This window comes from Marinobacter sp. MA (assembly GCF_048298425.1).
GTDB lineage: Bacteria > Pseudomonadota > Gammaproteobacteria > Pseudomonadales > Oleiphilaceae > Marinobacter > Marinobacter salsuginis.
On sequence record NZ_CP103058.1, the window covers coordinates 4,093,654 to 4,109,378 of the forward strand.

The following is a 15,725-nucleotide window of genomic DNA, read 5'->3' on the forward strand; positions in this document are numbered from 1 at the left end:
CAGTATAGCCACTCATGGAGAAACACTGCGCTCAGAGCGGCCTGACGATATCCGCAAGGCGCCCGGTCTCGATAAGCTCCATAAACTCGTCGCCCAGACGGTCACTTTCCGCGATCGCCGCCCGCCAGGCCCGTTCTCGGCCAGCATCATCACCCACATAGCGCTCAAAATCCTTACGGTCCGGTAGTTTGCGGTCAGGCAGGGATTCCAGATACTCCTTTGACGGTGCAATCAACAGTACATCCTGCAACCGGGTGGCGTCACCCCGCCGCCAGGGCAAGGACTTATCGAACCAGCCGGGCACCACCTTGTCGGTGAAGTGTGGGTATAGCACGATGCCCGGCTGCTGGTAGGGCAGATCCAAGTGATAATCCAGAAGCCCACCGTCACGATAGATGCCTTCTGGAGCACCGGGTATGTTGCGGACACCGGACATCACCAGGGGGATAGACGCAGAAGCCAGGAGGGCCGGCAGCAGGTTCTCCCGGGTAAAGGCGACCTCGTGGCTGGGGAAATCCACCAGCTTCGCCACGGGCGTTTTCAGACGGGCGTCGTGGATGATGCCCCGCTCCATGAAACGCCCCAGATGCCGGCGACTGACCATGTTGGCGCTGATCGCACCCATGAGGCCCAGCCCCAGGCGGCCTCGCGCATCCTCCGCCAGCATGCCAAGACTGCGAACCACCACAACGTTCAGCCGGTACCAGGGGTGATTCAGAATGGCGTCTTCCCGGCCACCCAGTAATTCTTCCAGGAACAGCACGCTCTTGCGGCTTACTTCAGCACTGCTGACGCCCTTGGCAAACCGCTGGGCGGTATAGAGTTCAGCCAGCCGACCAAGCTGCTCTTTCGGGTCATCGGACGAGGCCACGGCGGCAAACCGCCAGCTGCCAATCGACGAGCCGATCAGCGATCGCTCCTGTGGAACCTGCGGCAGCCAGTCACCAAATATAGCTTTATCCAGGCCGCTGATTCCCAGAGCCTTGGGACCACCGGCAGCGCCCGGAATCACGTGCACGTCTTCCGGTGACAGCGGCTTTTCCTTGAGTCGTTGCATCGCGCGACGACCGGCCCGGATGGTCAAGGCCGGTTCTCGGGTGTGAATAGCAGTCATTGGGTGATCCCTGGGCGTGTCCCTGAAGTAATCTGGCGGAGTTTAGCGAAGTGGACGATGCCCGGCCAACTGAACAAAACTAATGGTGGTCATAAACAGCACTATCTGCTTAATTAAACCAATGGCCATGCTAGACTTCACTACACTCCCGACACAGGACGCGGGCGGATACGACTCTGACAGCAGGAGTATGCTGTGAATTTTTCGGTACCACCCTCTACCCTTGCAAGCAATCCGACGCTCGCGGTGCTCGGCTTCAAACGCCAACTGGTCTACCACCTGCACTTCTGGGCGTTCATCGCGGTAGCGCCGCTGGTAATGGTGCAATGGCAGCAATCCCACTACCTGCTGTCTTCCGTACTGGTGCTTTTTTGCGTCAATGCCCTTCTGGTGATCGCGTTTCTGCGGTTGCGCGGCACCTATTTCCTCAAAGGCCGATTATTCCCTCTGCTCGCGGTGGTTAGTGCCGCCTATTCGACACATATAAATGGCCACGCTGGCCTTTACTGGGCCTATCCTGCCGCTACGGCCCTGTTTTTCCTGCTGCCGCTGAGGGAAGCCATCGGCAGTAACATCGTCTTTGTGGTTGTCATGGCGGTCGTGTCGTTCCTCCGCTTTCCCGAAGCCGACTTTTGGAGAATCACCTTCTCCCTCGGCCTGACTTGCCTGTTTGCCATGATTTTTGCGTTTCTGGTGGGCAAACTTCAGCAAGAACTCACACGACTGGCCACCACCGACCCATTGACCGGCTGCCTGAACCGGTCGCAACTTGCCGATATTCTCAACGGCCAGATTCAGATGCGGGAACGGTATGAGCGGGTATCAAGCCTGATTTTGCTGGATCTGGATTACTTCAAGACCATCAACGATCAGTGGGGCCACCTGGCCGGTGACAAGGTTCTCACCGAAATGGCTCTGCGTTTGCGCAAACGACTTCGGGAAAGCGATCAGCTGTTCCGGATCGGGGGCGAGGAATTCATGATCGTGCTACCGGAAACCCGGCAGAAAGACGCAGATGCCCTGGCCCACCAGCTTCTGACCAGCATCAGTGCCCGGCCATTCCTTGACGATATCAAGGTGACTGCCAGTGCCAGTGTCGCTGAAGTCAGCAAGGGCGAGACCTGGTCGATCTGGCTGAACCGGGCTGATCAGGCCCTTTACGAAGCGAAATCCCGGGGTCGCAACCAGGTAGTCAATGCCGCTCGACCGCTTCCGGTTGTGGGTCGGGGCGCCGAGGACATGCCCGATTCAGCGTCGGGCTGAAGCACGGCACCTACCGTTTCGCCTTTACTGATCGCAGCGTTTACGAAATTCCCGGTAGGCGCTGAAAACCTCCCAGGGGCACTCAAAATGAGGGTAATGCCCGATGTTCCTCAGGGTGACCACATCGCCCTCCGGTATCAGTTCGCGATACCGACGCGCCATGCCGGCGCCAGAGACGGGGTCGGCCGTACCTGAGATCAGCCGCATCGGTTGCGTCGCCTTCTGCAGAGCGCCAACCCAACGATTCCGATGACATCGACGTTCCTCCATGAACTGTATCAGCTGGTGCAGGATGCCCCGACCATTGTTGTAGGTCAGCAGGTGCCAGAAGTCTTCCATGTCCTGACGATCCGGCGGATTCTGGCTGCCGAACAGGCGGCGAAAGTTGCGTTCGAAACTGCGCCGGGTCAGACCACGGCTGATCAAGCCGCCAAAGGGGCTTCTCAATAGCTTCTGAATCAGCAACGGATTATGAACTTCCGGGAAAAGGGCACCATTGAGAAAGCAGACACTGGCAATCCGGAAAGGCAGTCCGTCTTCCTGCTCCCGCGCCAATAGCTCCTGGGCCACACTGCAACCGTAATCGTGAACCAGCAGATGCACCGACGGCAGGCCAAGCCCCTCGATCCAGCCCTGGAACAGATCGGCCTGGTCTTCAATGCTGTAGTCGTAGTTGGAGGGCTTGTCCGAAAAGCCGAAGCCCAGCATGTCCAGCGTCAAAACGTTGTTGTGCTGGACCAGCATCGGCCAGACACGGTTCCAGTCCCAGCTGGCGGTAGGAAAGCCATGGATCAGCACCAGCGGTTCCCCTGAGCCCGCCATCCGACTGAAAATGGCATGTCCCTCGAAACTGAACCACTTACCTCCCTGTTGCCACCCTTCAAGGGTGCCTTCCACGCGCGCTGCGGCGGAACCCCCACCGACGGTGGGCATCACCTCTTCCATGTATTGTCCCCGGCGAACATTTACAGCCTGAAACTGTAGAACAAAGCAGCCCCCTCTGCCATAGCCGTACTGCCCAGACCGCCGGGCGGGTCAGCCAGAGTGGTCTTTTCCTGCAATGACGTCGTAAACGTAGAGATGGTGGGCAAATTGCCTTAAGCTTTGGCCCTCGTAAGACACTGCTAACCGGAAATGACTATGAGCAAACTCCTTGACGACCTCTCCGGACACTTTCGTGCCATTATTGATGGCCTGGGCGAAGACCCGGACCGCGAGGGTCTGCAAGACACTCCAATGCGCGCCGCCAAGGCCATGCAGTTCCTCACCTGCGGTTACAATCAGGATCTGGGCGACCTGGTGAACGATGCGGTATTCGAGTCGGCCATGGACGAAATGGTCGTAGTACAGGACATCGAGTTGTACAGCATGTGCGAGCACCACATGTTGCCGTTCATCGGTAAGTGTCACATCGCCTACCTGCCCGCTGGCAAGGTGCTGGGACTTTCCAAATTCGCCCGCATCGTCGATATGTACGCCCGTCGCCTGCAGATCCAGGAAAACCTGACCCGGCAGATTGCCGAAGCCGTCGAGAGCGTAACCGGCGCGAAGGGTGTGGCGGTGGTTATCGAGGCACAGCACATGTGCATGATGATGAGGGGCGTGGAGAAACAGAATTCCCGCATGAAGACGTCGATGATGCTGGGGCAGTTCCGTAAATCCCAGGCAACTCGCACCGAGTTTCTGACCCTGATCAGTAACAACCGCTGAAGCACCTGACCACTGGGAGGCCGCATGACAGACGTTCACGGGAATCATCTCGCAAAGGTCCGCATCAAGGATCTTCTTTTGAGAGCCTACATCGGCATCAAGGAAGAGGAAATCAACAATCAGCAGGACGTATTGATCAACGTTGCGCTGACGTACGATGCCTCTGAGGCGGTGAATCGGAACGAAATCTCGGCCGCCCTGAACTATCGCACCATCACCAAGCAGATCATCCATCATGTGGATGGCAACCGGTTTGCCCTGCTCGAACGCCTGACCCACGAGGTTCTGACCATCGTTATGGAGCATGAGGCGGTGCAGTGGGCCGAAGTGGAAATCGACAAGCCTCACGCGCTACGCTACGCGGAGTCCGTGTCTGTATGTCTTCAGGCACACCGTTAATTCAAAGAGGCTCTGCCAGCAACATGCCCAGCAACACCCCGGACCAGATTCGCGACATCCTGACGACGGTCAAAACCATTGCCCTGGTGGGCGCCAGTGAGAAGACCAGCCGCCCCTCTCACGAAGTTATGGAGTTCCTTCAGAACCAGGGTTACCGGATCCTCCCGGTGAATCCCCGTCTGGCAGGCAAGACGCTACTCGGTGAAACCGTGTACGCCGACCTTCACGGTCTGCCGGAACCTGTAGACATGGTTGATCTTTTCCTGGCACCGGAACGCACCGACGCCGTCATCGACCAGGCCATCGAACTCAACATCCCGGTGGTGTGGCTGCAGATTGGTGTGATCAATGACGAGGGTGCAGCCCGGGCAGAGGCTGCGGGGCTGAAGGTTGTGATGGATCGCTGCCCGAAGCAGGAAATCCCCCGTCTGGGTATTCGCAGGGTTGCCGAACAGCCCTGAAACCTGATCTGAATCAGGAACTACGTCACACTTCCGGCACTCTTCTGTAACCGGTCTGTCAGGTCTGACATAATCACCGGACATAAACAGAAGACTGGTAGAGCCATGTGGTTCCGACGTAAATCCAGCAAACAGCACCGGCCCCAGGTATCGGCGCCATTGGCGCTCGCTACCCATTCTGACGCCCCTGTCTCGACCCTTCAGCGGGTGAGACTGCCTGTAGACCTTCTTCAGCCCGGAATGCGCATTGTCAGCCTGGACAGGCCCTGGACCCAGGTACCGGTCCTGTTTCAGGGGTTTACCCTCACAGATGACAACCAGGCGCAGATTCTGCGCCAGTACTGTGAGTGGGTGCTGGTGGAGGATGAGGAAACGCGCCTGAATCCCGTGCTCGATCAGATTTCCGTACTCAAGCGACGCACCAACGAACCGCTCCCGGAAACCCGCTCCTTACCGCAGGAACTACCCAGGGCTCAGGCAGCCTGGAGCCGGACCCAGGCCTTTGTTGAGGAGGTCACCCGACAGATCGAGGCCGGCAACGACCTTAATCTGCAGAGCGCCCGCCCCATCATCCGCGAATGCGTGGACAGCGTGAAGGCCAATGCCAGCGCCATGTTCTGGATGAGCCGCATCAAATCCCGGGACGCCTACACCGCCGAACATTGCCTCAGGGTGGCTATTTTCTGTGTCGCCTTTGCCCGCTTTCTGGGGATGCCTGACGAGGATCTGGAAACCGTTGGTATGTGTGGCCTGCTGCACGATCTGGGCAAACTCAAGGTACCGGACGAGATTCTCAACAAGCCCGGGGCGTTGACGCCGGAAGAACACGGCATCATGCGCCAGCACACAACCCTGGGTTATGAACTGCTGAGTGCCGATCCGCATCTGAACCCGATCATCAGTGATGTTTCCCGACACCACCATGAACGCATGGATGGCCGTGGCTATCCGGAACAGCTGGCCGAATGGCAGATCAGCCGGTTTGCTCGCCTGGTTTCCATCGTTGACGCCTACGATGCCATCACCAGCGACCGATGCTACCGGGACGGACTGCCGGCTTCCGATGCCATCCGCATCCTTTTCAGAAACCGGGGCCAGCAGTTCGACACGACCATGGTCGAAGCATTTATACGCATGATTGGTGTATACCCGCCGGGCAGTCTGGTAGAACTGTCAACGGGCGAAGTCGCGATTGTGGTGGCGACGCACCCGGGAAGAAAGCTCAAACCCAGGGTGGAAATTTTGCTCGACGGTGACAAACGTCCAGTGACGCCACGGGTCATGGATCTGGGAGCCTCCGATTCGGGGCCTGGTGAGGCGACACCGGATATTGCCCGGCCACTGCCGGACGGTGCCTTTGGAGTGTCACTTCGGGGCCGGATCAAGCAACTGATGGCGGTAGCCGATACATATGCCTCATAATTGCGTAGGCGTTGCCAATTGTTTGGCATTACCGTTCAAACTCACGGAGTAACCTGTGGATCAACCTGCATCACCCCCCAAAGCTGTGGTTTCGGGCCTATTGAGCCCGGCGTTTCCGGTGGTGATTTTCCTGGTTTTCCTCGGCCTCGCAGCCGGCCTGCGCTATGGCCTGGTACAACAGGACAGGAATCAGGTTGAGGCAAACCTTGCCAACGAAGCCAGGGCCATGGCCAATCACCTTGAGCGGGAATTCCTTATCCACGCCGAAGCAATCCGGCGCATGGCCAAACGCCTTGAGGCAGACCCTTCCAAAACCGAACAGGAATGGCGACGGGATGCCCGCAACTACCTAGACGATTTCGGCGTCTACCAGGCCATCGAGTGGATTGACTCCGATTTCATCATTCGCTGGCTGGAGCCAGTCACCGACAACGAAGAGGTCATTGGCTACAACGTCGCCTTCAATAAGGAGCGCCGCCAGGCACTGGAGCGGGCAAAGGAGTCCGGCACCTGGGATCTTTCCGGTGTGATCGATTTGCGCCAGGGCGGCAAGGGCATGGTCATTTATGCGCCGGTGGGTGCCGGCCCGGAAAACAACGGTTTTATAGCCGGGGTATTCCGAATGGAAGTACTGGCCCGCCAGCTTCTCACCGAACGGGTGCTGGAGTCTTTCCAGATCGAAATCCGCGAAGCCGGACAAGTGACCTATGAGCTGAACGCCTCGCAGCCGGTCAGTGGCAATTTCTCTCGAGAACAGGCGGTTGATCTGCCAACACTGGACTGGACCCTGACCCTGCGCCCGTCCACCGAATGGGTGGAAAGCCAGTACAGCCACTGGCCAGCGCTGACCTTTACCACATTTCTCTTAATGGGCCTGCTGACCAGCCTGACCACACTGCTGGTGCAACTCATCCTGAAACGCAACCGGGCCCTGTTGAAGACCCGCCGGGAGCTGGACCAGGAAATCGAGCAGCGCACGGCCATTCAGAAGGATCTGGCCAGGCTGGAATCCACCGATACTCTCACCGGGCTGGCCAACCGTCGGTTCTTTATGGAGGACCTGTCCCACACCCTGAACATTGCCGACCGCCAGATGCGCCAGGTTGCCTTGGTGATGCTGGATCTGGACCGTTTCCAGACGCTCAACGACTCCCTCGGCCACCAGTTCGGGGATGAACTGCTCATCAAAGTGTCCGAGCGCCTGAACCGTCTCAGCAACGAACGCCTGCTGGTGGCCTACTCCGGGGGCGATGAGTTCATGTTCTGTCAGCAACAGGTGGACGACATTGATGACATCATCCACTTGCTGGGTCAGATCAAACAGTGCTTTGATCAGCCCTTCGAGGTTCAGGGCCAGTCCCACAGCATCACCGCCACCATGGGTATTGCGGTCTACCCACAAAGCGGCCTGGACGCGGATACACTGTTGCGAAATGCAGACATAGCCCTCTACCGCGCCAAGGAACAGGGCCGAAATACCTACCAGTTCTATACCGAGGGCATGCAGGAGCGTGAGGTCATGCGCCTTGAGCTGGACAAGGATCTGAGCCAGGCCCTGGCCAACAATGAATTCGTGCTCTTCTACCAGCCTCAACTGAACCTGGACACCGGTGAAATCCAGAGTGTCGAAGCGCTCATCCGCTGGCGCCATCCCCGCCGCGGGCTTCTGCCGCCGGTGGAATTCATCCCGCTGGCGGAGGAGAGTGGGCGAATCACCGATATTGGCCGCTGGGTGGTCCTCGCGGCATGTCGGCAGCTGGCAGCGTGGAGAGGCACGCCTCAGGAGAACTTGCGCATTGCGGTCAATCTTTCCGGCCGGGAGCTGGACGACGAAGATCTGGTCGACCACATTCGGGAAGCCCTGGCGGCGGAGAATGTGCCGGCGGATCGTCTGGAGGTTGAGCTTACCGAGGAGATTTTCATCCAGAATATCGAGCACAACCTGAATCAGCTGTCCCGTCTGCACCAGTTGGGAGTGCACCTGGCTATCGATGACTTCGGTGTGGGCTATTCGTCCCTGGGTTACCTGAGGGATTTCCCGGTCGATCTGCTGAAAATCGACCGGTCGTTTATCACGGAAGTCACGGAGCGCCATGACGACGCAGTGATCACCAGGGCAGTCATCAACCTGGCTCATAACCTGGGTATTGAGGTGGTGGCCGAGGGGGTTGAAACCGAGGAGCAGCTGAATTTCCTCAAGAGCTACCGTTGTAACTTTGCCCAGGGTTACCTGATCAGCCGACCGATTCCGGTTTCAGACCTTGAAAAGGCGCTGGCGTCAGGCGTTCTGGTGGCAGATATTACGGCCGATTCCGGATTGTAATTGCTGCGGCCCGTCCCCAAGATACGGGTAAATCATTCTGGTGAAATTCTATGGCTGCCCAATACCTGACTCCGGAACAGGACGAGAAGATCCGCCAGTGGGAACGCTGGAACCGGAACTATTTCATTTTTGCGTTTGTGGCGCTGACCATCATTCTGGTGTTCAGCAGTCAATTGGGGTTGTCCAGTGGTGAAAGCTGGGGCCCTCTGGGCGTTCTGATCGCTGCCCTGATCACGCCGATCATTGTTCTGCAGCTGAAGCTGGCCTGTCCGGCCTGCGGCCAGAAAATTGGCTGGCAGGCGAAGCTGATGGCGCCGGATCAGTGCAAGACCTGCGGGACGTTTTTGCGTTCGCGGGATTGATAGCTGAAAACCTTTGCCGTTTCGCTGAAATCGAGAGAGCGAACCACAACCAAGGCGATGTAGATCATTGACCAATATGGACGTGTTCTCGTACCTGGTCATTTACGACTCCGGATTCGCTCCAAACCCATTCCAAGGGTTTCTCATCCGTCCAACGGCCAAATCTCTGGTACAAAAAAACGATGAGTGTGGGGCCCGGCAATAATAGGAACAACGCTTTGAATTACGGGAAATAACTCTCCGCTCTAGTCTCACTTTAGAATCTCAGGCCCGTTGCACAGGAGTCTACGATACGAGTTCTCTTGATCTTTGGAAGTCCACATCCCAGTTAAATACTTTTTGCGACAGCAGCGTAACTAGCTAGCGCATTCGCTCTTGGTACCGGAGGCGGTGATGTAAAGAAAAGCTCACCACTCTCGAAAGCACGTTTAATTTCCTCATTTTCCATAGAAGAAGTCATATCTCGATATTCTCTATGAAACCAGTCCGGCACTTTTTGAGAGTTGATCATGATTTGATGCTTGTTCAATGTGACGCTACTGCCTGCGAATGACGTACCGCTTTCTTCAGCAGCTTTCGAAAAAGCTTCTTGGAACGCCTTTCCGGCTGCGACTACACTTTCATCTGAAATCAAAAGGCCCTTTGACGACCATTCTTGCATCGTGTTTATGCCAAGAGCCATTCTACCCAGCGTGTAGGTCCCAATCTCGCCAGTAACGCTTACTAACCCGCCATTAATTGGCTCACCCAAGGTAAGAGATTTAGCCTCCTTGCTGATTTGCACGGTGGCCTCAGGAGGCTCTTCTTTTGGCAAATCATTGCCGCCTGTTGCGGCAAGTTTTCTACTATTTTCCGTAAAACCAGTCTGGTTTAGCGCAGAAAAATAACCTGTACTGTTCGATATCATGTCTATTGCCCCTCCCATTACTCGGGGTAGCAATATCAATGCCGCTTTCCCACTGAATCACAGCAGTCGTCGCCTGCATTAAAATCGTCACCTGAGGCAATACCGCACGGTAGAATCGCCATTGAATTTAAACTGATTGCAAAACTAACAATTAATTCGATTTTCAGCGTGCAGATAGAAGATGCATTGCGACATGAGTAGCCATAGGCCGATGTGCATGCGCAGAGAATTTCGCGGGGTTTACTTAATCACGCAGTAAGAGCTTTTCTGCACCGTGTCTGGCAAGAGCCTCGTTTAAGGCTCCCTCATAATCAGGAAGGGAGTTTGTGATCAGGTCGAGCCCACGGTCTTGAGCAAAAGCGAGCAGTTCAAACGCCTTATCAGTCCGTGGCTGCGGAGAAATTCATCGCTGTTTCAACACATTGGCATCAGCTTATAGCTTGCGCCCCCGCCCCTGTTCATCCAATGCGATAACTGTGCTTTAGCCCGCCAATCGACCAATATCAATAAACGCAGTCAAACTCAGTTATTTGACTATTGCATTCAGTACCCATTTAAACCAGAATATTAACACGTCGGGCGTTTGTGTCCCTCGTTTCACTGGCAGTCCCGTGGCAGAGGTTTATCAACAAGGTCGAGCGGAGCAGAACACATTCAAGCCATTGCATCTATCGAGGTTCGAGAATGATTTCGTCAAATTCATCACGACCCAAAACTGCTTCTCCAGTACCGAAGTCGGAAACTGATCTTGTGGAAGAAATGAAAGAGGGCAGACCAGAGGCTTTTGCGGAGGCGTACAAACGCTACCAACCCTCAATGGTTCGCATGGCAAGAAGGCTGGTTGATCGGAACCTTGCCGAAGATGTCGCCCATGAAGCCTGGTTGGCGGCACTCCAGAGGATTACAGGATTTGAAGGTCGGTCGACGCTTCAAACGTGGCTGTGTCGAATTACCTTAAACGTGGCATTCAATGCGCTGCGAAGAAATAAACATGAGGTCCAACTAACACCAGACCCGGGTGAATGGAGTAACGAGCATAATCTGGGTTTGGCACCTGACCAATCATTGCCACTGAGTGAACCAGAGATGGCAACTCATGTTGCAAGAGTCCGAAGCCTTGTAGACGTGCAGCTAAAGAATATGAGCCGTATTCAAGCGAATGCTTTGTACCTTACAGGCACTTCCTCAATGGACGGAAATCAAATCTCCAAGATATTTTCGATCTCGCACGGAAATTTGAGAGTTATTCTGCATAGAGCCAGGGCGGATTTAAGCAGTAGCATCAGCATCAATTAGCAAGGTCAGTCTTTGCTGGAGTGAACACGCGACTCTCCCCCCACTACTCTCTACTATTCCACCTGAGTGACTAAATCGTCACTTGGTGGAGCACCCCGCAATACTCCCACTGAGCACCAAGGTCTTTCCTTCAAAGCAACGTCAGTGTTGCGCCAGCTGTTTTCCGAATTCTTAAAGCGCATACGTTTGTCGCAAAAACCCCAAAATGATTTCGCGAATACATCCCGCTTTTGGTTGTGGCAGATGAGGCTCGCCAATTGGTCAGCAGAAGTGCCGAATCTGCCGACAGCATTCAGGAGCTATTGGAGCAATTCAAAATCTGAGTGATCGGTAGAGGCGACAAACCCTCCATGTTTGCAGTCTCTACCATCCAACCCTCAACGGACCTCAACGAACCCTGAAATTGAGGTCATAGATTTCTCTATCGTCACCGTTAACCGGTGTTATGTCCTGAGGGCAAGCAGACATCGCAACGATCAGATCGTCTAAGGCCTCAAACTCAATCACATCGCCTGCCTTTGAAATCGGTGGAAGAAACTCAATGGCACCATTCTTACCGAGCCCGACGTTCATCCATAAGTTCAGAGGCGATGGGAGATGCGTGGCAGTCTCACCGATTGCTGCGAGTGCCATCCTCAGGTTATCAGTACAGTTATCGTGGTAACCATCGACTCCCAGCCCCATGTACCGATTGAGATCGCAGGAAGCAATGAGCATGTCATGCACACCCGGAGACGTGTCACAAAGCACCTTCAAAACGGGACGCCGCCAGTTCGTGACTAATTCGTCCTGTTCCTTGATCGAGTTCCTTCCCAGATGAGTCCTGCAATGCTCCATAGACAGCGATTCGTGAAGGTTATCTTCCTTAAACGCCCAGAAATCACAGACCTGGCTCCCACTGTCATTCCTTAACTCGAGCGTGTTGCCTTTTTTCAGGCGCACGGCCACACCGCAACGAGCCGGAACCCTGTACCATTGTCCCGGACTGGGGGTGCCATCCGAGGCAATTGCGCTAGTCAGAGAATCGTTACTGCCTTCGGGTATCCCTGGAGCAAAACTGCGAAAGTTCTCGTTCATGATGATCTTTACGCCTCTGCTGATTTCGGAATGGCCCTTCTCGCTACCTTCTCTAGGGCGGCGGTCAGAACTGCGTAGCTAACGATGGTTGCAACGATGGCATTCAAAGGTGCGACACTGAAAACACCCGTGTCTGGCGACGCCACCGAGACGGCAATTGCAATTAACCAGGCGACAATCGCGACGCCGTTGAATGTTTGTGGTTTAAAGCTCTCAACGGCTGGGTACTTTGTTCTGGCACGGAAGAAGAAATCGGCAATGATGATCCCACCGATCGGTGGCAGCGACACGCTCAGGAAACTGAGCCATCCTATGAAGTTGTTGTATAGAAAATCCGATGCGACTGTACCGAAAATGCCAGCAGCCCATACCAGGTGGGATCGCTTCAGGCCGGTAATATTCACCAACCCAAGACCCGACGCGTAAAGCGCGTTGTCGTTGGTTGTCCAGATATTGAGAACCAGCAAAATAATCCCAGCGCCCAACAGGCCTTGAAGAGCCAGAACCTCTGCAATGTCCGAAACCCCGGTGGCGATTGCGCCGACAGCGCCAAAAATGAACATCAGGCTGTTACCGAAAACGAACCCGATTGCAGTAGAAAAAACACCGATTCGCTTATTCTTTGAGAAGCGCACAAAGTCCGGAGTAAGCGTCGCCCCACTGATGAATGAACCAACCGCGAGTGACATCCCGACAGCAATCGTCATAGACCCACTCGGCTCTGAGAAAAGGATCGTATCGATGCCTTCGGGCGCGTCAAAGATGGCCTTGAAGACAGAAGTAAAGCCGAGGATAAGTATGGCAGGAACCGCAATCATGCTGAGCAATTCTATGGCCTTGAAACCTACCGCTACGGTATAGGTCATTGCCAGACCGCCCACCAAAAGCAGAGGAACATAAGGAATGCCCACATACTTGGTAATCGGGGCGGACAACATCGCTATCCCCACACCGAACCATCCGATTTGCGTTATGGCCAACATGAAAGAGGGCAGCTTCGACCCTTTAACGCCGAAGGAATGCCACAATAAAACATGCGTTGAGAGGTTGGTCTTAGATGCAGCGTAAGCCAGGAGTGAGCCGTATATCCCAAGTAGCAGGTTGCCACCAAGAATAACCAGCAAAAGATCGGGCCAAAGACTGAAGTTCTGGCCTAACGTGCCGCCGGTCCACATGCTCGACGCAAAGAATGTGAATCCCAGCATTACCGCTGTCATAGAAATAAAGCCCCTTCTTGCATTAAGAGGGACCGCTGTTAATGCGTAGTCGCCATGACTCTCCAGCTCGTCTTTGTTGGTTTGACTGTTCATAGCCTTATCCTTGTAGTTTGATCAAACTTCATTCTTGAACGTCCAACCATCGTCTTGAGAGATAGTTGTGTTCGTCCATCACCGAATTCCAAATTGCTATATTTGATCTGCGCTCGAGATAGTTTCCGCCTTCGTGCACCTCCCCTGGGTCAATGATTTTGTTGCCAAACGGATCTTTGAGAGATTTTTGGGTCTCACGACCTTCGTACCAATAATTCCATTCATCCTTCTCCAGAAACTTCTTGGTGCTTTTCGGGTTTGCGACATATGCACCGTTTCTGGTCATCGAAGCGCCGGCAAATCCGTCAAGCCACCAATTCAAGTAGCGATATGCCATATCAAGCTTTTTACCCTGCGCTTCACTGGATATTGAGAGCCCGCCAAACCAGCCGCGATATCCTTCTTTTGGTGTACACATATTGATGTTTATTCCGAGGCGGCGAAGATAAACGAAGCCTTGCCACCACATACTTGATATTTGAACTCGTTTAGCATTGATTGCATTAGCCACTTCAGATTCTTCTTTCCAGAACTGTGCAAAATGCTTTTTCTTTTTTAACCCCAAAAGAAAATCGATCAATTCGTCTATTTCAGGAATTTCAAAGTTTCCCGGATCCTTAAAACTTTTCCCGGAGTACGATTGGTAGGCGAGATAACAATCGATGACACCGATTGCCGCATCGTTCTGGATGCTCACTTGGCCGGAGAATTCGGGATCAAATAAAGCTGCCCAACTATTGGCGGATTCCGTTGCTTTACCAACCATGGCAAAGGTGTCGGCGTTGTAGACCGTTGGCAACATACTCAAATTGCCCGTGCAATCTCCAGTTAAACGGTCCGCTGAATCGATAAAAAGTCTTGAAAATGGATTCCCTCCGGGAGTTCCTTTGGAATCGCAGGAAACTCTTAAACTATTAAGGGACTCAGATATTTCATTCCAATGGGCAATCCTGTTGATGTCTATCGTTTGTAAGCTTTTAGTCGGCCAAATCAAATCCAGGTCGTGAAACCACTGATCGTATACATCAAACTTGTGGGGACTTAGCGCAGCAACCCGCTGCGCCTCAGTACCGTCCAAGGTGATATACTTAATTGGAAATCCAAGATCTGACTCAGCCTTTTTCTTTATTACTTCCAAATGCGTAACTGATGTTCCCAAGACTGTTAATTCTTCTGTGCTGCTATTTTTTATAGTCTTCATCACATACTCCATTTCACATATAGGACGGTGCTTGTTCCATAATTTCTTTAAAAGTACAGAACTCCACACCCTCGTGGCTTAACATGTAATCAATTAACCTTTCGTGCATAAGAAGGACTTGAGGCCTTCCCGAAACATCTGGATGAATCGTCATTGGAAAAACCGCAAAATCGTATTCTCGATAAACCCAATCAAATTGGTCCTTCCATAACTCTTCAATTTGCCGAGGCGTGACAAACCCATGGCTATTAGCCTGGTTTTTCACAAACATCATCGGGACTTCATCGTCCAGGTACCAATTTGCGGGGATCTCGAGGAGATCAGTCACCTGCCCTCTTTCAATGGGTTTCATCCACTCCGCAGCGTCTTTGGAATAGTCGATCTTCGTCCAACGATCGTTCTTTCTCAGGTAATAGGGCTGGAAGTCGTGGTGCATCAGGCTGTGGTCATACTTGATGCCGCGTGAAAGCAAAAGATCGGCGGTGTTTTTGCTGAATTCCCACCATGGTGCGACGTACCCAACAGGTCGCTGACCGCTGAAGCGCTCCACCAATTCGATGGATTTATCCAAGACATCACGCTCTTGCTCGTATGTCATTGAAATCGGGTTTTCGTGACTGTAGCCGTGCAACCCAACCTCGTGCCCTGCCTCTACGATCTCCATAAACTGATTCGGAAAGCTTTCAATCGAGTGACCAGGTACAAACCAGGAGGCTTTAATCCCGAATCGATCGAACAGATCAATCAGTCGCGGAGTGCCAACTTCACCCGCGAAGACGCCTCTGGAGATATCGCTGGGTGAATCTTCGCCTCCATAGGAGCCAAGCCAACCGGCTACGGCATCAAGATCTACTCCATAAGCAACCATTATTTTTTTCAT

At 53.9% G+C, this 15,725-nt stretch carries 16 protein-coding genes; 9 read left to right on the forward strand and 7 right to left on the reverse strand.

Features of this window, described 5'->3' with window-relative positions; translation table 11 throughout:
• Positions 1–31 precede the first annotated feature (31 nt).
• Positions 32–1,114: a patatin-like phospholipase family protein gene (locus tag NUW46_RS18915; RefSeq protein ID WP_153634096.1), complete on the reverse strand. Its 1,083-nt coding sequence runs from the start codon at positions 1,112–1,114 to the stop codon at positions 32–34.
• A 195-nt stretch (positions 1,115–1,309) separates the two neighbouring features.
• On the opposite strand from NUW46_RS18915, the gene NUW46_RS18920 reads away from it, so the two are divergent.
• On the forward strand, positions 1,310–2,377 hold the full coding sequence (locus tag NUW46_RS18920; protein ID WP_069182291.1) for a sensor domain-containing diguanylate cyclase: 1,068 nt from the start codon (positions 1,310–1,312) through the stop codon (positions 2,375–2,377).
• Between the two features lie 24 nt (positions 2,378–2,401).
• On the opposite strand, the gene NUW46_RS18925 is transcribed toward NUW46_RS18920, so the two are convergent.
• Complete coding sequence (locus NUW46_RS18925) at positions 2,402–3,322, reverse strand: alpha/beta fold hydrolase (protein ID WP_222465642.1); 921 nt, start codon at positions 3,320–3,322, stop codon at positions 2,402–2,404.
• Positions 3,323–3,511: 189 nt separating this feature from the next.
• Between NUW46_RS18925 and folE the strand changes: the two genes are divergently transcribed.
• The 7 genes from folE to NUW46_RS18960 all read left to right on the forward strand — a co-directional run bounded on the left by folE (position 3,512) and on the right by NUW46_RS18960 (position 9,259).
• Entirely contained in the window at positions 3,512–4,087 is a 576-nt protein-coding gene (folE, locus tag NUW46_RS18930; RefSeq protein ID WP_227514428.1) for a GTP cyclohydrolase I FolE, read from the forward strand.
• Between the two features lie 24 nt (positions 4,088–4,111).
• Entirely contained in the window at positions 4,112–4,486 is a 375-nt protein-coding gene (gene folX / locus NUW46_RS18935) for a dihydroneopterin triphosphate 2'-epimerase (RefSeq protein WP_064229586.1), read from the forward strand.
• A 23-nt stretch (positions 4,487–4,509) separates the two neighbouring features.
• Positions 4,510–4,947 (forward strand): CoA-binding protein, encoded by a 438-nt coding sequence (locus NUW46_RS18940; protein WP_069182293.1) that lies wholly within the window; start codon positions 4,510–4,512, stop codon positions 4,945–4,947.
• 105 nt (positions 4,948–5,052) lie between these two features.
• On the forward strand, positions 5,053–6,369 hold the full coding sequence (locus NUW46_RS18945) for an HD-GYP domain-containing protein (RefSeq protein WP_418140950.1): 1,317 nt from the start codon (positions 5,053–5,055) through the stop codon (positions 6,367–6,369).
• Between the two features lie 55 nt (positions 6,370–6,424).
• Entirely contained in the window at positions 6,425–8,692 is a 2,268-nt protein-coding gene (locus NUW46_RS18950) for a putative bifunctional diguanylate cyclase/phosphodiesterase (RefSeq protein ID WP_418140951.1), read from the forward strand.
• 50 nt (positions 8,693–8,742) lie between these two features.
• Positions 8,743–9,054: a hypothetical protein gene (locus NUW46_RS18955; RefSeq protein ID WP_069182295.1), complete on the forward strand. Its 312-nt coding sequence runs from the start codon at positions 8,743–8,745 to the stop codon at positions 9,052–9,054.
• A gap of 76 nt (positions 9,055–9,130) precedes the next feature.
• A complete protein-coding gene (locus NUW46_RS18960; protein ID WP_370385333.1) occupies positions 9,131–9,259 on the forward strand; it encodes a hypothetical protein in 129 nt (42 codons plus the stop codon).
• Between the two features lie 123 nt (positions 9,260–9,382).
• Here NUW46_RS18960 and NUW46_RS18965 read toward each other — a convergent pair whose 3' ends face one another.
• Entirely contained in the window at positions 9,383–9,961 is a 579-nt protein-coding gene (locus NUW46_RS18965; protein WP_305966303.1) for a hypothetical protein, read from the reverse strand.
• A gap of 759 nt (positions 9,962–10,720) precedes the next feature.
• On the opposite strand from NUW46_RS18965, the gene NUW46_RS18970 reads away from it, so the two are divergent.
• The gene (locus NUW46_RS18970) at positions 10,721–11,257 is read left to right on the forward strand and encodes an RNA polymerase sigma factor (protein WP_418142063.1); all 537 of its coding nucleotides are present in this window, start codon (positions 10,721–10,723) and stop codon (positions 11,255–11,257) included.
• Between the two features lie 387 nt (positions 11,258–11,644).
• Here NUW46_RS18970 and NUW46_RS18975 read toward each other — a convergent pair whose 3' ends face one another.
• The 4 genes from NUW46_RS18975 to NUW46_RS18990 are packed head-to-tail and all read right to left on the reverse strand — an operon-like array spanning position 11,645 to position 15,725.
• Positions 11,645–12,334: a DUF1989 domain-containing protein gene (locus NUW46_RS18975; RefSeq protein ID WP_418140952.1), complete on the reverse strand. Its 690-nt coding sequence runs from the start codon at positions 12,332–12,334 to the stop codon at positions 11,645–11,647.
• An 8-nt stretch (positions 12,335–12,342) separates the two neighbouring features.
• Positions 12,343–13,644, reverse strand: coding sequence for a cytosine permease (gene codB / locus NUW46_RS18980; RefSeq protein WP_305966301.1), 1,302 nt, complete (start codon positions 13,642–13,644; stop codon positions 12,343–12,345).
• Positions 13,645–13,672: 28 nt separating this feature from the next.
• Positions 13,673–14,845, reverse strand: a complete 1,173-nt coding sequence (locus NUW46_RS18985; protein WP_305966300.1) for an ABC transporter substrate-binding protein — start codon at positions 14,843–14,845, stop codon at positions 13,673–13,675.
• Between the two features lie 13 nt (positions 14,846–14,858).
• Complete coding sequence (locus tag NUW46_RS18990) at positions 14,859–15,725, reverse strand: polysaccharide deacetylase family protein (RefSeq protein ID WP_014578696.1); 867 nt, start codon at positions 15,723–15,725, stop codon at positions 14,859–14,861.